At 39.3% G+C, this 23,136-nt stretch carries 10 protein-coding genes, 1 tRNA gene and 3 rRNA genes; 6 read left to right on the top strand and 8 right to left on the bottom strand.

The features are described from left to right. The first annotated feature begins 141 nt into the window (after positions 1-141). The 5 genes from uvrA to ACPUVN_RS18170 all read left to right on the top strand — a co-directional run bounded on the left by uvrA (position 142) and on the right by ACPUVN_RS18170 (position 10,752). Positions 142-2,970 carry an excinuclease ABC subunit UvrA gene (gene uvrA, locus ACPUVN_RS18190; protein ID WP_426358905.1) on the top strand — a complete coding sequence of 943 codons (2,829 nt, stop codon included), beginning with the start codon at positions 142-144 and terminating at the stop codon, positions 2,968-2,970. Between the two features lie 935 nt (positions 2,971-3,905). Continuing rightward, the gene (locus ACPUVN_RS18185; protein WP_426358906.1) at positions 3,906-6,965 is read left to right on the top strand and encodes a TonB-dependent receptor; all 3,060 of its coding nucleotides are present in this window, start codon (positions 3,906-3,908) and stop codon (positions 6,963-6,965) included. A gap of 200 nt (positions 6,966-7,165) precedes the next feature. Then, positions 7,166-7,810, top strand: coding sequence for a fused MFS/spermidine synthase (locus ACPUVN_RS18180; protein ID WP_426369591.1), 645 nt, complete (start codon positions 7,166-7,168; stop codon positions 7,808-7,810). A gap of 34 nt (positions 7,811-7,844) precedes the next feature. Then, complete coding sequence (locus ACPUVN_RS18175) at positions 7,845-8,732, top strand: spermidine synthase (RefSeq protein ID WP_426358908.1); 888 nt, start codon at positions 7,845-7,847, stop codon at positions 8,730-8,732. A 142-nt stretch (positions 8,733-8,874) separates the two neighbouring features. After that, positions 8,875-10,752, top strand: coding sequence for a propionyl-CoA synthetase (locus tag ACPUVN_RS18170; protein WP_426369590.1), 1,878 nt, complete (start codon positions 8,875-8,877; stop codon positions 10,750-10,752). A 52-nt stretch (positions 10,753-10,804) separates the two neighbouring features. Here the strand turns inward: ACPUVN_RS18170 and rluF are convergent, their stop codons facing one another. The 5 genes from rluF to ACPUVN_RS18145 form a co-directional block, all read right to left on the bottom strand. After that, positions 10,805-11,689: a 23S rRNA pseudouridine(2604) synthase RluF gene (gene rluF / locus ACPUVN_RS18165; protein WP_426358910.1), complete on the bottom strand. Its 885-nt coding sequence runs from the start codon at positions 11,687-11,689 to the stop codon at positions 10,805-10,807. 299 nt (positions 11,690-11,988) lie between these two features. Next, positions 11,989-12,103: ribosomal RNA gene (gene rrf / locus ACPUVN_RS18160) — 5S ribosomal RNA — on the bottom strand. Between the two features lie 250 nt (positions 12,104-12,353). After that, a 23S ribosomal RNA gene (locus ACPUVN_RS18155) occupies positions 12,354-15,249 on the bottom strand. A gap of 408 nt (positions 15,250-15,657) precedes the next feature. Continuing rightward, positions 15,658-15,733, bottom strand: a tRNA-Ala gene (locus ACPUVN_RS18150). A gap of 112 nt (positions 15,734-15,845) precedes the next feature. Beyond that, a 16S ribosomal RNA gene (locus ACPUVN_RS18145) occupies positions 15,846-17,392 on the bottom strand. Together the 16S, 23S and 5S rRNA genes with 1 tRNA gene alongside form the textbook arrangement of a ribosomal RNA operon. A 771-nt stretch (positions 17,393-18,163) precedes the next feature. Here ACPUVN_RS18145 and ACPUVN_RS18140 point away from each other — a divergent pair. After that, on the top strand, positions 18,164-18,904 hold the full coding sequence (locus ACPUVN_RS18140; RefSeq protein WP_426358911.1) for a hypothetical protein: 741 nt from the start codon (positions 18,164-18,166) through the stop codon (positions 18,902-18,904). 91 nt (positions 18,905-18,995) lie between these two features. Here ACPUVN_RS18140 and purD read toward each other — a convergent pair whose 3' ends face one another. The 3 genes from purD to purH all read right to left on the bottom strand — a co-directional run bounded on the left by purD (position 18,996) and on the right by purH (position 23,013). Continuing rightward, positions 18,996-20,285, bottom strand: coding sequence for a phosphoribosylamine--glycine ligase (gene purD / locus ACPUVN_RS18135; protein WP_426369589.1), 1,290 nt, complete (start codon positions 20,283-20,285; stop codon positions 18,996-18,998). Positions 20,286-20,360: 75 nt separating this feature from the next. Next, positions 20,361-21,170 (bottom strand): class I SAM-dependent methyltransferase, encoded by an 810-nt coding sequence (locus ACPUVN_RS18130; RefSeq protein ID WP_426369588.1) that lies wholly within the window; start codon positions 21,168-21,170, stop codon positions 20,361-20,363. Between the two features lie 241 nt (positions 21,171-21,411). Continuing rightward, positions 21,412-23,013, bottom strand: a complete 1,602-nt coding sequence (gene purH, locus ACPUVN_RS18125) for a bifunctional phosphoribosylaminoimidazolecarboxamide formyltransferase/IMP cyclohydrolase (protein WP_426358914.1) — start codon at positions 23,011-23,013, stop codon at positions 21,412-21,414. Positions 23,014-23,136: the final 123 nt, after the last annotated feature.

Genomic DNA, 23,136 nt, shown 5'->3' with positions numbered 1-23,136 from the left:
CTCTATTCTTATGTCTGTTTTGCTACATTAATTAAGAGCGTTATAGTATCACGACTCCACTATGAACAAAATGACATTTAATGTGAACTTAGGATAGTTTTTGTGCGATAATTGTTGGTTAGAAATCCACACGGAACCGTTATGAGAAATATAGAAGTTAGAGGGGCTCGCACCCATAATTTAAAAAATATTAGTTTAGATATTCCTCGCGAAAAACTCGTTGTTATTACCGGCCTCTCAGGCTCAGGAAAATCATCATTAGCTTTTGATACTTTATATGCTGAAGGTCAACGTCGTTATGTTGAATCTTTATCTGCTTATGCGCGTCAATTCTTATCATTAATGGAAAAACCCGATGTAGATCACATTGAAGGTTTATCGCCTGCAATTTCTATAGAACAAAAATCAACATCTCATAACCCACGTTCAACAGTGGGCACAATTACTGAAATATACGATTATTTACGTTTGTTATATGCTCGAGTGGGCGAACCTCGCTGTCCTACACATAACGAACCTCTTGCCGCACAAACCGTTTCTCAAATGGTAGACAATGTACTTGCTTTAGAAGAAGGTACAAAAGTCATGGTGCTAGCACCTGTGATGCAAAACCGTAAAGGTGAACATCTTAAGTTACTCGATAATTTAGCCGCTCAAGGCTACATTCGTGCTCGAATTGATGGTGAGGTGTACGATTTATCCGATCCTCCAACGTTAGAACTACATAAAAAGCACACCATTGAAGTAGTTGTTGATCGCTTAAAAGTAAGAGACGGCATTCAGCTACGTTTATCTGAATCTTTTGAAACCGCTTTGGCATTAACAGCAGGCACCGCAAAAGTTGCCTTTATGGATGAGCCAGACAGAGAAGAACTGCTGTTTTCAGCTAACTTTGCTTGTCCTCATTGTGGTTATAGCATGCAGGAACTTGAGCCTCGATTATTCTCATTCAATAATCCAGCGGGTGCTTGTCAAACCTGTGATGGTTTAGGTAATCAGCAATTTTTCGATCAAAAACGTGTTATTGCCAATCCTGAACTTAGTTTAGCGGGCGGAGCTATTAGAGGTTGGGATAAGCGTAACTTCTATTACTTCCAAATGTTACAAGCACTAGCCGACCATTTCGATTTTGCTTTAGATAAACCTTTTAATGAACTGTCTGATGAACATCAAGATCTGATTTTACGTGGCAGTGGTAAGCAAGAAGTAGAATTTAAATACATGAATGACCGTGGTGATATCGTTATTCGGAATCACCCATTCGAAGGTATTTTAAATAATATGGATCGCCGCTATCGTGAAACAGAATCGAATGCTGTACGCGATGAGCTATCAAAATATTTGAATAGCCAACATTGTCCAGATTGTAATGGTAGTCGACTACGTTTAGAAGCACGTAACGTATTTGTAAATGAAACACCGTTACCTGAAGTTGCTGAATACGCTATTGCCGACGCATTGAAATTTTTCCAAGAATTGAATTTACCTGGCCAAAAAGGTCAAATTGCTGAAAAAATTCTTAAAGAAATTATCGATCGCCTTGGTTTCTTAGTAAACGTTGGTCTGAATTATTTAAACCTTTCACGTGCAGCAGGCACATTGTCTGGTGGTGAAGCTCAACGTATACGTTTAGCGAGTCAAATTGGTGCTGGTTTAGTGGGCGTTATGTATGTACTTGATGAACCTTCCATTGGTTTGCATCAACGTGATAACGAACGGCTCCTTAAAACCTTAGTTCACCTACGTGATTTAGGTAATACCGTGATCGTAGTTGAGCATGATGAAGATGCTATTCGAGAAGCCGATCATGTGATTGATATTGGTCCTGGCGCAGGTGTTCATGGTGGTCAAATAATTGCTGAAGGTACCGTTGAAGATATCTTAGCGTGTGAAGACTCACTAACGGGTAAATACCTATCAGGTCGAGAGTGTATCGAAATACCGAAGAAGCGAGTACCTTTTGATAAAGACAATGTTGTTAAACTTATTGGCGCTACAGGTAATAACTTAAAGAATGTAGATTTAACTATTCCAAACGGCTTAATGACTTGTGTAACAGGTGTTTCTGGCTCAGGTAAATCAACACTCATTAATGATACGTTATACAAACTTGCTCACATAGAACTTAATGGCGCGACGACTCAGGAACCTTCTCCGTATAAAGAAATCATTGGATTAGACCTACTTGATAAAGTTATTGATATAGATCAAAGCCCAATAGGTAGAACACCTCGTTCAAACCCTGCTACTTATACGGGGATATTTACGGCGGTAAGAGATATTTTTGCAGCAACACAAGAATCACGTTCTCGTGGTTATAAGCCAGGGCGATTCAGCTTTAATGTTAAAGGCGGTCGTTGTGAAGCTTGTCAGGGTGACGGACTGATCAAAGTAGAAATGCACTTCTTACCTGATGTATATGTACCTTGTGATGATTGTAAAAGTCAGCGTTATAATCGCGAAACTTTAGAAGTTAAATACAAAGGTAAAAATATTCATGAAGTACTGGATATGACTATCGAAGATGCTTTTGAGTTTTTTAATGCAATACCTGCAGTTAAACGCAAATTAAAAACCTTGCTTGATGTGGGTTTAAGCTACATAAAACTTGGGCAATCAGCCACTACATTATCGGGTGGTGAAGCGCAGCGCGTTAAGCTTGCTAAAGAACTATCTAAACGTGATACAGGTAAAACCCTTTATATATTAGATGAACCAACAACAGGACTACATTTCCACGACATTAAACAATTATTACAGGTTATTCACCGTTTACGTGATCAAGGTAATACCATTGTCGTTATTGAACATAATTTAGATGTTGTGAAAACAGCTGATTGGGTAATAGACCTTGGTCCTGAGGGTGGTTCAGGCGGTGGTGAAATACTTGTGTGCGGTACACCTGAAGAAGTGGCTGAGCATAAAACATCTCATACGGCTGGGTTTCTTAAGACATTACTTCAACAATAATTAAACGCTAATCGCTAGCTATATAAACCTATAAAAACTGAATTTGGGATGAATAATAGTCCCAGGTTCAGGTTCAAAAAATATGGTTATCGAATCTTCATTTGCGTCATTCATACCATTTACACAAATGCTGAATACACGCGAAAAACAAAATTAAACCTCGTTTACATACCAAATAAGTTACTGGAAAAACAATATCAATAGAACAACAAACCCTAATCGTTTTCACCTTATTTACATCTAAAAACTAATCCGCCTTAAACTTCATTATTAATAAAATTTACCGGTTACTTTAGGTAAAAGTACGAATTAATACATCAGTTAAATTATAATTTCGTCTAAATATTCCGCTAAAATTAATTTTATATCCACAGGATAAACTCACTTATTTCATTCTGAAATAGTGTTTTTCTAATTTAAATAAAAAATATTTTAATTTTTATTTAAATATTTCACCTCTTTATTATTGGAAATAACAAAAAGCATATTTCATATATAAAAACATTTATCCCCAGTAAAAAACCCTATAGATTGGTCATATGTATATATTAAAAAACAATAAAAAAATGAAAATAAAATGAGCAGACAACCTCTTACTTTACAAAGCTTTTATTTATAAATATTAATTTACACTTTGTTTAACCTATTGTTTATAAAAGTGATAATTACTTAGTGTTTTTTTGTGTGAAATTTTTCAAGATAATTCACTCATTACCTTTTTGTATACAATAAACACAGTAAGAGGTATGACCAATAGAACGTAATATCCATCCAATTTGGTATAACCAAAAGTTGACATCTTGTTTAAACTCAACTTAACTCTTGAAGTCGCAGTACCATATAAAAAAACATTAAATGTAAATTTTGGCTGTATGACGTAATAAAAAAACAAATAAAAATTATAACTTACAAAGTAAAAAATTGGGGAACATCACATGGAAGCACAACTCAACCGAGTTAGTTCAATTCTAAGAAGTCGTAAAACACAATCCACCTTATTAAGTACCGCTTTAGTTGCTCTATTAGCTGCACCAGTTATGGCTGAAGAAGCATCTGAAAGTGAAGCTGATAAAACAGAAGTTATTACTGTTCGTGGTATTTTAGGGAGTATGAAAGCCGCAGCATTACTCAAACGTACTGATGGGCGTATCATCGATGCTATCGTTGCAGAAGACATAGGTAAATTACCAGATAATAACATTGCTGAAGCACTTCAACGTATTTCAGGCGTATCAATTAATACTGATTTTGGTGTTGGTAGCAGTGTTTCTATCCGTGGTTTATCGCAAAACCGTGTTGAATTAAATGGCCGTTCTACCGTTGGTGATTCACGTGACGGTGTAAGTATGGAAGATTTTCCTTCAAGCTTTTTGAAATCTGTATCTGTAGTTAAATCTCCTACAGCAGACATGATTGAAGGTGCGCTTGGTGGAACTGTAAGTATGGAAACCGTTAGCCCTTTAGAATTTGAAGAATTAAAAGGTGCTGTTTCTCTAGATTTTGAATATGCTGATAAAACTGAAAACTGGGCACCTATCTTTAACGCTTCAGTAGGTAATAGCTGGGAGTTAGGTGATGCTGGTAGCTTTGGCGCAATGTTCCTTGTTTCATACCAAGACCGTAAAATTCGTCAAGATGAATATTCAAACCGTTTAAGAGTCGTACAAGAAGCAGCAGGTCCGACAGATCCAGTTACAGGAGCTTATTTAGGAGGTGGTGCTGGCGACATTGGTGAAGGTAATACGGCTAGTGGCGGATATGTTTTTAGAGATCAAAACAGAGTTGAACAATACGTTGAAGATCGTGAGCGTACAGCCTATAACCTTCAATTAGAATGGGCTCCAGCCTCTGGTAACGGTAACATTTATTTAGACTTGGCTTTTACAGAACGTGATGGACAGCAAGCAGGTAACTCTATTCTTGAGGTTGGTGGTTCGAGAGATTATACCGCCGCGACTACACAAGATGCTAACGGTCAATTAAATAATACTATCCTAAGAGGGGCTTTTGTTATCCCTAAAACATGGAGTGACTTCCGTCAAACAGATACTTTCACTCATGCATTAGGTGGTGAATGGAATTTATCAGATAATGTTAAAATATCAGGTGAAATATCAGTTGCTTCATCTGAAAGCTATAATCCAGACTCTGAATTTAACTTACGTCCTGTAAATAAAACAAATTGGAACATCTGGGCTGATCAGTATGATCCTGCAACAAGTGGAACCTACGACGATGATTGCAGAATTAACTTTGATTGCCGCCATACTTCAGATGTTACTTTAAGTCAAAACGGCGAAGACGTTCCTTCTATTATTTATGCTGATCAAAATGTTTATACAAATCCAGAAAATTTAGCTGTTCGTGCTTTTTGGTTTGAAGGTAAAACAACTAAAAATGACGAAACTGCAGCACGTTTTGATATTGAGTTCATTGAACCAATGGGGCTAGAGTGGCTTTCATCGTTGGAGGCAGGAGTACGAGTTACAAAACGTGACTTTGAATTGAACGAAGAAACATTCCGATTCAATGATATATACAGTAATGCATTTACCGATCAAGGTACAGCTAGCGAAAAACCAGCAACTTTCTGGGCCGATGATTTTGAAGCAGCATTCCCAGGTTCTTTCGAAGTAGTTTCCCATCCTAACTCTTTTGACCAATCAGGTTTATCGGGTCAAAATGATTTACTAACTTACCTTACATACCGTGGTAATTTGTTAGCTAACCCTGAAGCAACCTTTGATAAAGTGAATCAATTACTTGCTGGTACTAATTTAGCTCTAACGGGTGGCTTACATGACAACACACAACGTATAGATAACTCTTTTAGTGATATTGAAGAAGAAACAGCGGCGATTTATGTATCTTCTCATTTAGATTTTGATGAACTAACAGGTATTATAGGCGCTCGTTACGTTACAACAGACATTGATTCTGGCTACATTGCAGATGGTAAGTTTGCTGTAGATTCTAACGACTATAGTGATTTCTTACCTAGCATAAACCTTAACTACTCACTTGATGATAATACTCAGTTACGTTTTGCTGCAGCTAAAGTTATGCGCAGAGCTGACTTTGGCGATCTAAGTCCTTCAATATCAGCTGATGGTTTTGCTGTAACGGCAACATCAGGATCAGCAACATTAAAACCACATCGTGCAACTCAGTATGATTTATCTGTAGAACATTACTATGGTGAAGCTAATATTGTATCGTTTGCCATATTTTATAAAGACGTTAAATCATTTTTGTCTCAAACAGCTACCTGTGTTGCTAGTGAAGGGACTACAGAGCAAAACGTTACCGAATGGCAAAACGTTTGTATACTTGATCAAGCAGGTGTCACTAACGACAACCTGGTATTAAGAACAACATCTGACTTTGCTGGTGCAGCTGACCCAGAAGAGGCTGGTTTCATAGCAGTTGGAAACCTACGAGATCAAGGTCTAACAGGTATCAATACCGCTAGAACCACTAATGGTGAAAATGGCTCAATCAGAGGTTTTGAAGCTTCGATTCAACATGGCTTAGATTTTCTACCCGGTTTAGGTGTGAGTGCTAACTGGACATACGCAGACAGTGAACAGCCTAATGGTAGTACCTTACTTGATGTATCTAAAAATACGTTCAATGGTCAAATTTACTGGGAAAACGACGAGTTTCAAGTTCGCCTAGCCTATAACTACCGTTCACGTTATTTAGCGACTGAAGATGAAAGACTAATAGAAACAATAGGTGCTTTAGCGCTGGATAGTTCAACAGATGAAGCAGATAACCCTCTTTTCGACCCTACTTCAGGAAATAACTACCGCGAAGACAGAGGACAGTTTGATTTCTCAGCAAGTTGGGATGTTAACGAAAATCTGACTTTAGTTACTAACGTCACTAACCTTACTGGTGAGCCATCATTATTCTCGACTGAACTTGGTAGTGTTTGGAAATGGACTGAAGCCGACCGTCGTTTCACTGTAGGTGTACGCGCTAAGTTTTAATGAATAAAAAGACCAATATGATTAATTCACTATTCTAATTGGTATTATAAATCCCCGCTCAAAGAGTCTACGTTGTTTGTAGACTCTTTTTTTGTTTCTTTTAATCAAGCAGGAACTCCTCACTTTTACTACTAGCTAACTATGAATCATCAAGTTAAGATAATAACCATCTGATAACTCCTTAAAATACTGACAATTACATGATTTCAAAAACGAATGCCTTGATCTATTTTTTAGCTTTTTCCAGTGGTTTTAGCATCATGGGAATTGAATTATTGGGCGGACGAATACTCGCGCCATTCTTTGGTAGCAGCGTTCATATTTGGGGCAGTATTATTACTGTATTCATGCTCAGCTTATCATTCGGCTATTTAATTGGCGGTAAGCTGTCTACAAAAAATGCATCCTTAACGCGCTATGGATTAATATTCATCTTCGCTAGTATTACCGTTTTGCCTATTGTTTTCTTTTCTCAAGAATTAATGGAGCTGATTTTTACTCATGTTGAAGATAGCCGATACGGTTCATTACTCGCCTCGATGGTATTATTTTTTATTCCAACCATTATTCTCGGTATGATATCCCCTTACTCTGTTCGCTTACTGGTAACAGACAGTGAGAAAAGCGGACAAGTAGCAGGCATACTTTATTTTGTAAGTACGTTAGGCAGCGCACTCGGTACAATAATTACTTCTTTCTACATGGTGCTCGCCTTTAACGTAAACGACATTATTTTAGGCTTTAGCCTGACATTAGGTTTATTAGGTTTACTGGCTATAGCTTTACATAAAACTGTATTTAAAATGCATATGAAAACCACAGCTAATACAGCAACATCTAATTAATACAACCTAAGCACAAAGTAAATAAGAGGTTCACATGTTCAAATATCTAAGTCTTATCGTTTTAATATTATTACCTACTATGAGTTTCTCAAAGGTAATACACAGTGAACGCTCTTTATATCGGAATATAATTGTTGATGAAAAAGGTAATCAGCGCTGCTTAAAGTTTAATACTAAAAGCAGTAAAACCAATCAAAGTTGTATATTTAAAGATAACCCAAACAAGCTTGTGTTTAATTATACTAAGCTAGTTTTTTCAAGTTTATTAATGATAGATAACCCGAAAAAAGTTCTCATTATTGGTTTAGGTGGTGGAACCTTATCAAACACCATTCATCAAATTTATCCTGATGCATATATCGACAATGTAGAAATAGATCCTGCAGTTACAAGTGTTGCCCGCGAATATTTTGGATTTTTTGAAAATGACAAAATAACATCTGCGACTCAAGATGGTCGTATCTTCATTAAACGTGCACAGCTGAAAAAACAAAAATACGACTGGATAATTTTAGATGCTTTTAATGGTGACTATATTCCTGAGCATTTATTAACGAAAGAGTTCTTTGAAGAAACTCAAAGCATTTTATCTGATAAAGGTGTAATTTCCGCGAATACCTTTTCTATCAGCAAATTGTACAATCATGAATCAGCAACATATTTTGATGTTTTTGGCGACTTCATTAACGTAAGTAATAAACGCAATAGCAATAGAATAATATTGGCCGGCTACGCTGAAGAACCTAGTAAAGAACTTATTCAAGCACGAGTTGAAAAGCTAACGCCATTATTAAAACCTTTTGGTGTTGATATAAAAGCATTAAGTCGAAATATGGTTTCTACAAAAGATAATATGGATTGGCCTAAAGATACTAAAGTACTTACCGATCAATACTCTCCTGCTAATTTACTCAATTTATAAAAGTAATTCCTCACTTAAAACACTTCCAATGAATAGACATAAGCCTATAAATTGGGAGTTCAAGTCATTAGCCAAAGGTCTAATGGTGTGTTCCGCTAGCAATCTCTAAACTGGTTATTATCTATCCACCAAGGTAAGAACCATGAGTTATCAAGAAGAATATAATCAATCAAGTAATGATCCTATAGCTTTCTGGAGAAAACAGGCTGACGATATACAGTGGATAAAAAAACCAAAAATTGTATTGTCTAAAAATAGCGAAAACAATTATCAATGGTTTGAAGATGGTCAGCTCAATACCTCATACCTTGCTTTGGATTATCATATAGAACAAGGTAATGGCGATACCATAGCGTTAATCTACGACTCCCCAGTGACTAACACTAAACAGCAATTTACTTATCACGAATTAAAGCATGAAGTTGCCAAGTTTGCCTGTGTACTAAAGAATAAAAATATTGAAAAAGGTGATCGCGTTCTTATTTATATGCCGATGATCCCCCAAGCTGCAATCGCTATGTTGGCATGTGCTCGCATAGGTGCAATTCACTCTGTCGTTTTTGGTGGATTTTCTGCTCACGAATTAGCAATCCGAATAGACGATGCTCAACCAAAAGTAATTGTTTCTGCAAGCTGCGGAGTAGAAATACAGAAAGTCATACCGTACAAACCTATGATTGATCAAGCCATTGAATTGGCTCAATACAAACCTTCTTCGTGTATTATTTACCAAAGAGACTTAATAGAAGCTAGCTTGGTAGATGGCAGAGATCATAGCTGGGCATCATTAATAGAAAACTCAGCTGAAGTTGAACCTGTTGCTGTGAATGCAACAGATCCCCTATATATACTCTACACATCAGGCACAACAGGTAAGCCTAAAGGTGTCGTTCGTGATAACGGTTCACATGCTGTAGCAATGAAATATAGTATGAAAGCTATTTACGATATTAATGAAGGTGAAGTATTTTGGGCAGCCTCAGATGTGGGTTGGGTGGTTGGTCATTCATATATCGTTTATGCACCACTTATTGCGGGTTGCACAACAGTGCTATTTGAAGGTAAGCCTGTTTTCACCCCTGATGCAGGAACCTTCTGGCGAGTTTGTGAAGAGTATAATGTAAAAGCATTATTCAGTGCGCCAACAGCCTTTAGAGCAATATGTAAAGAAGACCCTAATGCTGATCTAATTCAAAAATATGATTTATCAAATCTAAAACGTTTATACCTAGCAGGTGAACGATTAGATCCGGCAACATATCAATGGCTAAAAGATAAAACTCATCTACCTGTAATCGATCACTGGTGGCAAACAGAAACAGGTTGGGCAATCGCTTCAATTCCTTATGGTATTGAAACTAAAAAAACAAAAGCAGGCTCAGCAGGTCTGGCAACTCCTGGCTACGATATTAAAGTCCTTGATGGATTAGGTAATGAGTTGGCCAAAGGAGAAGAAGGAAATATAGCAATTAAGCTACCACTACCTCCAGGTTGTTTAAGTACTATTTGGCAGAATGCAGAACGATTTAAAGAGGGTTATCTAAATACCTTCCCTGGTTATTATGTAACGGGCGACGGCGGATACATTGATAAAGACGACTACCTTTTTATCATGGGAAGAACTGACGATATTATTAACGTTGCTGGACATCGAATGTCTACAGGGGAAATAGAAGAAGTTATATCTAATCATCCATCTATTGCCGAGTGTGCGGTAATTGGTGGTCACTGCCCTATTAAAGGACAAATACCTTCAGCACTCGTCGTAATGAAAAACAATGTAGACTTGTCTAATGATGAACTCACATCACAGTTAAAGAGTTCAATACGAGAAAAAATAGGACCGATTGCAAGCTTGAAAGATGTTCACGTAGTTCAGCGATTACCTAAAACAAGGTCAGGAAAGATATTAAGAAAAACCATAAGACAAATTGTCGATGGTGAAGAATATCAAATACCTTCAACCATCGATGATCCTAATGTACTAGAAGAATTACAGTTATCATTAGGCGCAGTGTAAACATCAACTTGTTGAGCTGCGTTTAAATATAATCATGACAATGGAAGTCAGATTATTTTTTTAAAGATAACTTATTACGACTTTCAGCTTTGTTTGAAGCTGTTACTTTTTTAGAAGTAAACTTCAATTCTTTTGTATCAACTTTAGTGATTGTTTCGACTTCATTTTCATCTTCAACGACCATTTTAGGCGTTGCTGTTTCTAAAGCAGTTTTAGATGATCCAGCAACGGCAGAATTTATTTCATCCATTTCAGATGTTGAAAGATAACGCCATTCACCACTTTTAAGATCACCGAGTTCCACGCTCATAATACGTGAGCGTTTCAACGTTAATACTTCGTAATCTAAATATTCACACATACGACGGATTTGACGGTTTAATCCCTGAGTAAGAATAATCTTAAAGGTATATTTACTTTGTACATTAACGAGACAAGGTTTAGTGATAGTTCCTAATATAGGAACACCTTTAGACATACGCTGAATAAAACGTTCACTTATCGGCTTATCCACACTAACAATATATTCTTTATCGTGAGCATTCTCAGCTCTTAAAATCTTATTAACAATATCTCCATCACTGGTTAAAAAGATTAAGCCTTCAGAAGGTTTATCTAAACGACCAATAGGGAATATTCTTTTTTTATGCCCAATAGCCTCAATAATATTGCCGCGAACATGAGATTCAGTAGTACAAGTAATACCAACAGGTTTGTTATAGGCAATGTATATACGATCTGATTTATTTTTAGCAACTTGTTCAACGATAAAACCATCAACACGTACTTCATCACTAGAAGCGACCTTAGTACCTAACTCGGGGATTTTACCATTAATAGTTACTCTAGCTTTCTCGATAAGCTTATCCGCCTCACGTCTTGAGCAGAAACCAGAATCACTAATGTATTTATTGAGGCGCTTTAGATCTTCAGACACAAACAAACCTTTAAAAAATTATCAAAAACATATTATACATCAGTTCCTACATAAGTAGAGAAAGTTATAAATCATCATTAAAAGAATATTAGGAATGAAATACATGAATGTAAAGAATGAGAAAAAAGCTGGAGCCGTTGTCGAGATGAGCAAGAGTGCCGGTCTGCTAGCACACACGAATATGCTTATGTATACATGAAGAACAATAATCACTTATGACCAACCAAGTCATTAGGTCCACTTTATTTTACCCACAAAAAAAGGCTATCCGTTAGGATAGCCTTTTCTTTGAAATAGAAGCCTAGCAATGTCCTACTCTCACATGGGAACTCCCACACTACCATCGGCGCTAACACGTTTCACTTCTGAGTTCGGAATGGGATCAGGTGGGGCCATGTCGCTATTGTCGCTAGACAAAAACTGTACTTGTTAAATTAATAACAAGATTTAAAATCTTAGAAAGCTGACGTACAGGATGTACTAATATCGCAATGCCATGGATGGCAGGAGCGATGGACGTCCTATACAATGTTCAATATAAATACATTTTAATCTCTTATTCGCACATTTTATATACGCGATGGTGTATTCCTACACCTACCTCTCGGTAATTTTGTCAAACTTCATACAATTCACTTCATAGCCAAAACTATTTAGGTGTTGTATGGTTAAGCCTCACGGGCAATTAGTATCAGTTAGCTCAAGACCTCGCAGTCCTTACACACCTGACCTATCAACGTTGTAGTCTCCAACGACCCTTTAGGGAGCTTAAAGCTCCAGTGAGAACTCATCTCAAAGCCTGTTTCCCGCTTAGATGCTTTCAGCGGTTATCAGTTCCGAACGTAGCTACCGGGCAATGCTATTGGCATAACAACCCGAACACCAGCGGTTCGTCCACTCCGGTCCTCTCGTACTAGGAGCAGCCCTCTTCAATTCTCAAACGCCCACGGCAGATAGGGACCGAACTGTCTCACGACGTTCTAAACCCAGCTCGCGTACCACTTTAAATGGCGAACAGCCATACCCTTGGGACCGACTTCAGCCCCAGGATGTGATGAGCCGACATCGAGGTGCCAAACACCGCCGTCGATATGAACTCTTGGGCGGTATCAGCCTGTTATCCCCGGAGTACCTTTTATCCGTTGAGCGATGGCCCTTCCATACAGAACCACCGGATCACTATGACCTACTTTCGTACCTGCTCGACGTGTCTGTCTCGCAGTTAAGCTGGCTTATGCCATTGCACTAACCGTATGATGTCCGACCATACTTAGCCAACCTTCGTGCTCCTCCGTTACTCTTTGGGAGGAGACCGCCCCAGTCAAACTACCCACCAGACAGTGTCCCCAAGCCCGATTAGGGCCCTAGGTTAGAACATCACGCATACAAGGGTGGTATTTCAAGGTTGGCTCCAATGTATCTGGCGACACATCTTCAAAGCCTCCCACCTATCCTACACATGTAGGAGCAATGTTCACTGTCAAGCTATAGTAAAGGTTCACGGGGTCTTTCCGTCTAGCCGCGGGTATACGGCATCTTAACCGCAATTTCAATTTCACTGAGTCTCGGGTGGAGACAGTGTGGCCATGATTACGCCATTCGTGCAGGTCGGAACTTACCCGACAAGGAATTTCGCTACCTTAGGACCGTTATAGTTACGGCCGCCGTTTACCGGGGCTTCGATCATCAGCTTCGTCCGAGGACTAACCGAATCAATTAACCTTCCGGCACCGGGCAGGCGTCACACCGTATACGTCATCTTTCGATTTTGCACAGTGCTGTGTTTTTAATAAACAGTTCCAGCCACCTGGTTACTTCGACTCTCCTGTGCTTACACCGCAAGGGTTTCACACGAGAGAGCGTACCTTCTCCCGAAGTTACGGTACTATTTTGCCTAGTTCCTTCACCCGAGTTCTCTCAAGCGCCTTAGTATTCTCTACCTAACCACCTGTGTCGGTTTGGGGTACGGTTCCTATATATCTGAAGCTTAGAAGCTTTTCCTGGAAGCATGGCATCAACAACTTCAACTCCGTAGAGTCTCGTCTCGTATCTCAGTGTTTAAATGAAGTCCCGGATTTACCTAAGACAACCACCTACTTACTTTCACACGGACTACCAACGCCGTGCTTGTTTAGCCTACTCCGTCCCTCCTTCGCAATATATAGAAGTACAGAAATATTAATCTGTTTCCCATCGACTACGCGTTTCCGCCTCGCCTTAGGGGCCGACTTACCCTGCCCTGATTAACATGGGACAGGAAACCTTGGTCTTTCGGCGGGGGAGTTTTTCACTCCCCTTATCGTTACTCATGTCAGCATTCGCACTTCTGATACCTCCAGCATGCTTTACAACACACCTTCAACGGCTTACAGAACGCTCCCCTACCACTTGAACCTAAGTTCAAATCCGCAGCTTCGGTGACTAGTTTAGCCCCGTTACATCTTCCGCGCAGACCGACTCGACTAGTGAGCTATTACGCTTTCTTTAAAGGATGGCTGCTTCTAAGCCAACCTCCTAGCTGTCTATGCCTTTCCACATCGTTTCCCACTTAACTAGTACTTTGGGACCTTAGCTGGCGGTCTGGGTTGTTTCCCTCTTCACAACGGACGTTAGCACCCGTAGTGTGTCTCCCGCATATCACTCATTGGTATTCGGAGTTTGCAAAGGGTTGGTAAGTCGGGATGACCCCCTAGCCTTAACAGTGCTCTACCCCCAATGGTGTTCGTGCGAGGCTCTACCTAAATAGATTTCGGGGAGAACCAGCTATCTCCCGGCTTGATTAGCCTTTCACTCCGACCCACAAGTCATCACCGCATTTTTCAACATACGTGTGTTCGGTCCTCCAGTTGATGTTACTCAACCTTCAACCTGCCCATGGGTAGATCGCCGGGTTTCGGGTCTATACCTTGCAACTAAACGCGCAGTTAACACTCGCTTTCGCTACGGCTCCCCTATTCGGTTAACCTTGCTACAAAATATAAGTCGCTGACCCATTATACAAAAGGTACGCAATCACTAGACTAAATCTAGCTCTCACTGCTTGTACGTATGCGGTTTCAGGTTCTATTTCACTCCCCTCACAGGGGTTCTTTTCGCCTTTCCCTCACGGTACTGGTTCACTATCGGTCAGTTAGGAGTATTTAGCCTTGGAGGATGGTCCCCCCATGTTCAGTCAACGTTTCACGTGTGCCGACCTACTCGATTTCATGGTAAGTTTATTTTCGTGTACGGGGCTATCACCCTGTATCGCTCTACTTTCCAGTAGATTCCACTAACTTACAAACCACTTAAGGGCTAATTCGCGTTCGCTCGCCGCTACTAACGAAATCTCGGTTGATTTCTTTTCCTCGGGGTACTTAGATGTTTCAGTTCTCCCGGTTCGCCTCGTTAAGCTATGTATTCACTTAACGATACCCGCCTTACGACGGGTGGGTTTCCCCATTCGGACATCTCAGACTATAACGGTTTTTATCACCTTATCTGAGCTTTTCGCAGATTAACACGTCCTTCATCGCCTCTAACTGCCAAGGCATCCACCACATACGCTTAGTCACTTAACCATACAACCCTAAATAGTCTCGAAAGATATTCAGTACAAGAAGGTGACAAAACCTTCCCAATTGTAAAGTCTGACATTTTCACGCACACAAAGTGTGTCTTGAATAAGAGTTGATAAAACCTTACGGTTTTATCGGGTTGATTACATTTCCGAGGAGGAAACATAATCACCATTATTACTTCCCGATAAAAGAAGTAACAACAGCTTGGTATTTATAACGTACAAACAACAGCGCGACACCGTTGAGTGCTATATAAATACCGGTATTTATATCAGCTTTCCAGATTGTTAAAGAATCAATTTCCAGTACGCATTCGACTGAAAAATTTGGTTTAAAAAACCAAATTTAAACCATCTCATTTTACACGTTGAGATACGTTAAATTTGGTCTCTTTCTTTAAAGAAGAAGTGGTGGAGCTAAGCAGGATCGAACTGCTGACCTCCTGCGTGCAAGGCAGGCGCTCTCCCAGCTGAGCTATAGCCCCTTATATTGCTATAAGAGCTGTGCACTTCTTCAATTTCGTTATCAGGCAATTTGTGTGAACACTCAGAAAGTACATTTGCATGTAAATTCCATTAAAACGTTTTACTTCAAGATAAGGAGGTGATCCAACCCCAGGTTCCCCTAGGGTTACCTTGTTACGACTTCACCCCAGTCATGAATCACAAAGTGGTGACCGTCCTCCCCGAAGGGTTAAACTAGCCACTTCTTTTGCAACCCACTCCCATGGTGTGACGGGCGGTGTGTACAAGGCCCGGGAACGTATTCACCGTAGCATTCTGATCTACGATTACTAGCGATTCCGACTTCATGGAGTCGAGTTGCAGACTCCAATCCGGACTACGACAAGCTTTGTGGGATTCGCTCCACCTCGCGGTATTGCTGCCCTCTGTACTTGCCATTGTAGCACGTGTGTAGCCCATCCCGTAAGGGCCATGATGACTTGACGTCGTCCCCACCTTCCTCCGGTTTATCACCGGCAGTCTCCTTAGAGTTCTCGCCATTACGCGCTAGCAAATAAGGATAGGGGTTGCGCTCGTTGCGGGACTTAACCCAACATTTCACAACACGAGCTGACGACAGCCATGCAGCACCTGTCACTACTTTCCCGAAGGCACGAAACTATCTCTAGTAACTTAGTAGGATGTCAAGGGATGGTAAGGTTCTTCGCGTTGCATCGAATTAAACCACATGCTCCACCGCTTGTGCGGGCCCCCGTCAATTCATTTGAGTTTTAACCTTGCGGCCGTACTCCCCAGGCGGTCAACTTAGCGCGTTAGCTACGCCACCCACAGATCAAGTCTACAGACGGCTAGTTGACATCGTTTACGGCGTGGACTACCAGGGTATCTAATCCTGTTTGCTCCCCACGCTTTCGTGCCTCAGTGTCAGTCTCTGTCCAGGTAGCCGCCTTCGCCACTGATGTTCCTTCCAATCTCTACGCATTTCACCGCTACACTGGAAATTCCACTACCCTCTACAAAACTCTAGTTTGCCAGTTCAAAATGCAGTTCCCAGGTTGAGCCCGGGGCTTTCACATCTTGCTTAACAAACCACCTACGCACGCTTTACGCCCAGTAATTCCGATTAACGCTTGCACCCCTCGTATTACCGCGGCTGCTGGCACGAAGTTAGCCGGTGCTTCTTCTGCGAGTAACGTCACAGATATAAGTTATTAGCTTATACCCTTTCCTCCTCGCTGAAAGTGCTTTACAACCCGAAGGCCTTCTTCACACACGCGGCATGGCTGCATCAGGCTTTCGCCCATTGTGCAATATTCCCCACTGCTGCCTCCCGTAGGAGTCTGGGCCGTGTCTCAGTCCCAGTGTGGCTGATCATCCTCTCAAACCAGCTAGAGATCGTCGCCTTGGTAAGCCTTTACCTTACCAACTAGCTAATCTCACTTGGGCTAATCAAATGGCGAAAGGTTCCGAAGAATCCCCTCCTTTGGTCCGTAGACGTTATGCGGTATTAGCAGTCGTTTCCAACTGTTGTCCCCCACCATAAGGCATATTCCCAAGCATTACTCACCCGTCCGCCGCTCGTCAGCAGAATAGCAAGCTATTCTCTGTTACCGCTCGACTTGCATGTGTTAAGCCTGCCGCCAGCGTTCAATCTGAGCCATGATCAAACTCTTCAATTATAAATCGTTTGTGTAACCTCATCGCAAGCGATGTGTTACTGCTCAATGAATTCTGTCGTGTTACCTACATAAGTAGATAACTACATAAAACGTATGATTTGATATAAATATCAAATCATACTTTTTTGTGTGACATTCAACATAAGCTGTTTTACGTCTTCCTAAACACTGATATAAATACCAAGTAAAAAGGCCGACTATGTAAAATCAATCTTAATGTGAGTGTTCACACAAATTGCATGATAACTAATTGTTAAAGAAATATTCTCATTGAGAATAAAGAGGTTAATCGCATTCGTTAAGCTCTTGTTGCTGCAGGCCTTGCCTGAAGCGAGATGCGCATTCTACGCAACTCAGTTTTGATGTCAACAACTTTTTGAATTCTTTTTGATTTAATTTCAAATCAAATTCTAAGTTATCTCATGTCTAATTAATCAGTTAAGCTTAACTAAACAGTTCAAAACTCTCACTTGGCTTTCCATATTAAGTGAACTAAGTATTTCCTATACTTACCTTCTCTTGGTTCCCCTTAAGAAGTGGAGCGCATTCTAACGATCTTTTGATTCCAAGCAAGCTTTATTTCGTATTTTCTTTGATTTATTTTCTATTTGATTTATATTTGAACTATATGCTTATTTTAGAGACTAAACTATAGTATCTAAGGCGATCTAAGAGTAATGTGTTGGAAGTGTCTAAAGAATTATGTAAGGATGCTGGTTACCTTCTTTATGGTATTTAACAGATAATCAACAATAATAAATAGGACAAATGATGAAGTATTTTTTTATTTTGTCGCTTTTAAGTGTTATCAGTATTAATAGTGTTGCATCGGAAGCAATAACAAAAAAACAAGAATCGTTTATTACTCAATTAATAACTCAACAAACTAAGCAACAAATTTCAGTTCGGAAAAGCATTAAGTCAATTTTATCTCGCTACCCTGAACAAATTGATAAAGTATTATCTATTGCTTTAACTTTGCATCCTGAAGATTATAAACAAATAATGTTGGGAGCTATAGATGCTCAACCCGTATTTGCATGTAATGTTATGGAGCATGTTCTAGAAAAAGACATTGCTTCTAGCGAAGAGTTAATTCAGATAGTTGTTGAAGCAGAACCTGCTTATGCTCAAGAAATATTAGCTACTGCTGCATTCCATGATCCAGATAACTTGGAGCAACTGGTTAGAGTAACTATTCAAACCGAGCCTCTGCATTCTAAAGATATTATTTCTAGTGCTATGGCTAGCTACCCAGATCGTATGATTGATATTTTATCTGGTTTAATTAAGGCGATTCCTGAAAAAGTATCTAAATGGGTTTCTTACACTTTTTTATTATTTCCAGATGATGGTGAGCAAATAGTTTCAACTGCGGTAAGCTCTACTAATGAGAGTCATAACCAAGCAATTGTTAATGCTGCTGTAAATGCTGGCTTAGATAAAGATTTAGCTTTCTCTGCAGCTGTTGATGGTGGAGCACCTATTGAGTCATTAGCACAACAGAAATAAACCTCTATATAGTACAACTCAATATGAAGACATAAAAAAGCCAAGAATTATTCTTGGCTTTTTGTTATTAAAATTCTAAAAGAGAAATTAATTACGCTTGTTGTTCTCTCTCTATCGCACGGTAAGCAATATCGGTTCTGAATTGAACATCTTTCCATGAGATCTGATTTAATAGCGTATAAGCTTTTTCTTGTGCTTCAGTTACTGTGTTACCTAAAGCTGTTGCACATAGTACACGCCCGCCATTAGTCACTACATTTCCATCAACTAAAGATGTTCCTGCATGGAAAGTTTTTGCATCGTCAGCTTTGTTAAGTTCTAAACCTGAGATCACATCACCTTTATTATAACTTTCTGGGTAACCACCTGCTGCAAGTACAACACCAACAGCTGCTCGTTTATCAAATGAGATTGTTGCGGTATCGAGTTTACCGTCACAAGCTAATAAACACAGTTCTGCAAGATCTGATTGTAAGCGCATCATAATAGGCTGAGTTTCTGGATCACCAAAACGACAGTTATATTCAATCACTTTAGGTGTACCATCTGCATCAATCATTAGTCCTGCATATAAGAAGCCAGTATAAGGAGCGCCTTCTTTAGCCATACCTTCCACTGTTGGGTATATCACTTCGTTCATAATACGGTTATGTATTTCAGGCGTGACTACTGGAGCTGGAGAATATGCCCCCATGCCACCTGTGTTTGGACCTTTGTCTTCATTATATGCGCGTTTATGATCTTGGCTTGTAGCAAAGGGTAATACATTCTTGCCATCTACCATTACGATGAAACTTGCTTCTTCACCTTCTAGAAACTCTTCTATAACAACTCTATGTCCTGCATCACCAAAAGCATTACCCGCTAACATATCTTGAATAGCGTCTTCAGCTTCTTTTAATGTTAAGGCTACAATCACACCTTTACCTGCTGCTAAACCATCGGCTTTAACAACAATTGGTGCACCCATCTTTCTTACATAAGCTAAAGCGGGCTCAATTTCAGTAAAGTTTTGGTAGTAACCTGTTGGAATATCATTACGAGCAAGAAAATCTTTAGTAAATGCTTTTGAACCTTCTAACTGTGCAGCTTTTGCACTAGGTCCAAAAATAGCTAAACCTTCAGCTTGAAAAGCATCAACCACACCATCTACAAGGGGTTGTTCTGGACCAACAATAGTCAATTCGATTTTATTCGTTTTAGCAAAAGCAACTAAGCCAGCAATATCGTCAGAAGATATATCGATATTTTCTACTTTATCTTCTGTTGTTGTACCTGTATTACCTGGAGCAACGAATACTTTTTCAATATTTTCTGATTGTGCTGTTTTCCACGCAAGCGCATGTTCACGACCACCACTACCTATAACTAAAACGTTCATTTACTATTGTTCCTGTGTTTTAAATAATTAACGTCTATGACGCTGCTTTGTACAACGTCATAGAAAAGCGTTAGCTTATTTTATAAATTTTAAAGTCATACGATCGCTTTCGCCAATCGCTAAATATTTTTCTTTATTTTCATCACCCAATCTTAATACTGGTGGTAAAGTCCAAACACCTTTAGGGTGATCTGCTGAATCTTTTGAATTCGCATTAATATCACTTGTTTCAACAAGAGTAAAACCTGATTCTAACGCTAATTTTACCGTTAATGCTTCTGGGAAGTAACCACTATTCATGTTTTCTTTAAAGTTTTGGCTTTCAGGCATGCGATGTTCAACAACACCTAATACACCACCTTTTTTCAAAGCAGCGTAAGCATCTTTAAATACTTGTAATGTCCCATCTTCTTTCCAGTTATGTAAATTACGGAAAGTTAGCACTAAATCTGCTGTACCCTTTGGTGCTAAGGCGCTTTCTTTTCTAGGAATGAAATCTGTTAATTCTACTTCGCTATACATCTCATTGCTTGCTAACATTTTAACTAACTTCTTACGAGAGTTACTAAAATAGTTATCTTCACCCGTATCTGGGTAATGAGCCCCATAAAGCTTACCTTTCCCTTTAACCGCAGGTGCTAAGATTTCTGTGTACCATCCGCCACCTGGTGTAATTTCAACAACAGTCATTGATGAATCAAAGCCAAAAAACTCTAACGTTTCTTTAGGATGACGATATACATCACGCGCTTTATTTTTCTCTGAGCGTTGATCACTAGCAATGGCTTGATCTAATTGAGAAGGTTCTTGAACAGGTGCCGCACAAGCAGTTAATAAGCTTGCTGATACGATTGAAGCAGTAAGTAGTTTTATAAGTGTAGTCATTGTTATCTCCGTTAACTAACGAGAATTAATTTTAAAAAATCAGTTATAGCAGACTTAATGTATATGAGTAATATAACAAACGCTAACCTATTGATTTAAATTAGCATTTAAACTTTGTGAAATTGTAATGAAATATATCAGATAAATGCTTACCAAGTTAATCTTTATATGAAAATTAACTTGGTAAGCAAAGCAGTATGAATGATTAAATTAATACTGCTTTAATAATGATTATCAGAGCTTAATGTCTGAAGTGACGCATGCCTGTAAATACCATCGCGATACCGTGTTCGTCAGCTGCAGCGATAACTTCGTCATCACGCATTGAACCACCTGGTTGGATCACAGCAGTAATTCCAGCTTCAGCGGCAGCATCTAAACCGTCGCGGAATGGGAAGAAAGCATCAGATGCCATAACAGAACCTTTAACTTCTAAGTTCTCATCAGCCGCTTTAATGCCTGCAACTTTAGCAGAATAAACACGACTCATTTGGCCAGCACCAACACCGATAGTTGAGCTATTTTTAACGTAAACAATTGCATTAGATTTAACAAACTTTGCTACTTTCCAGCAAAATTGTAAATCGCGCATTTCGTCTTCAGTTGGTTGACGCTTAGTAACAACTTTTAAGTCGCTCGCAGCAACATGCCCTTGGTCTCTGTCTTGAACTAACAAGCCACCGTTAACTCGTTTGTAATCAACACCTGTAGTTTTAGTATCCCACTTACCACATTCTAATAAACGAACGTTAGGTTTAGCAGCAACAATTTGAGCTGCAGCGTCTGAAATACTTGGAGCGATAATCACTTCAACGAATTGGCGAGAAACAATAGCTTCTGCCGTATCTGCATCTAACTCACGGTTAAATGCGATAATGCCACCAAAGGCTGATGTTGGATCAGTAAGGTAAGCACCTTCATAAGCAGCTAAAAGGTTATCACCAATAGCAACACCACATGGATTTGCATGTTTAACAATTACACACGCCGGCTCTTCAAATTCTTTAACACATTCTAATGCTGCATCAGTATCTGCAATATTGTTATATGAAAGAGCTTTACCTTGAATTTGGTTAGCTGTTGAAACTGACGCTTCTTCAGGATGCGCTTCTACGTAAAAAGCCGCATCTTGATGTGAGTTTTCACCGTAACGTAAATCTTGTTTTTTAATAAACTGGCTATTTACAGTACGTGGGAATTTGTTGCGGTTTGAAGATGAAACATCTTTATCTTCAGAGTTATATGCTGGTAACATTTTACCGAAGTAATTTGCGATCATTCCATCGTAAGCTGCAGTATGTTCATAAGCAGCAATCGCTAAATCAAAACGTGTTTGGTAAGTTAATGAATCATTGTTTGCATCCATCTCAGCTAAAACGCGTGAGTAGTCTTGTGCGTTAACAACAATCGTTACGTCTTTATGGTTTTTAGCTGCAGCACGTACCATAGTAGGTCCGCCAATATCGATATTTTCGATAGCGTTTTCTAAACTACAGTTCTCATCACTTACTGCATCAGCAAAAGGATAAAGGTTTACTACAACAATATCGATAGCACTGATATCGTTCTCAGCCATAACTGCTTCATCTATTCCACGACGAGCTAAAATGCCGCCATGAACTTTTGGATGAAGTGTTTTAACACGTCCGTCCATTATTTCTGGATGACCCGTGTAATTTGAAACTTCAGTTACTTGGATACCATTATCTGCTAATAATTTTGCTGTGCCGCCTGTTGATAAGATATCAACACCTTTACCAGCTAAACTTCTAGCGAAATCTACAATACCTGTTTTGTCAGATACACTTAATAGTGCGCGCTTAATTGGGCGTGGAGTTTCCATTGCTGTTTTGTTTACCTTTAATAGGGTAACTAGATTAACGAATGTCGGTTTAGTTACATGTTACTTAAAATATAAAAATCGATTAAAGTAAAATAAAAAAGCACCCGAGGGTGCTTTTTAGTG

Origin of the sequence: Pseudocolwellia antarctica, from assembly GCF_049933045.1 — a bacterium.
Taxonomy (GTDB): Bacteria; Pseudomonadota; Gammaproteobacteria; order Enterobacterales; family Alteromonadaceae; genus Pseudocolwellia.
This window is presented reverse-complemented; position numbering and strand designations above follow the sequence as displayed.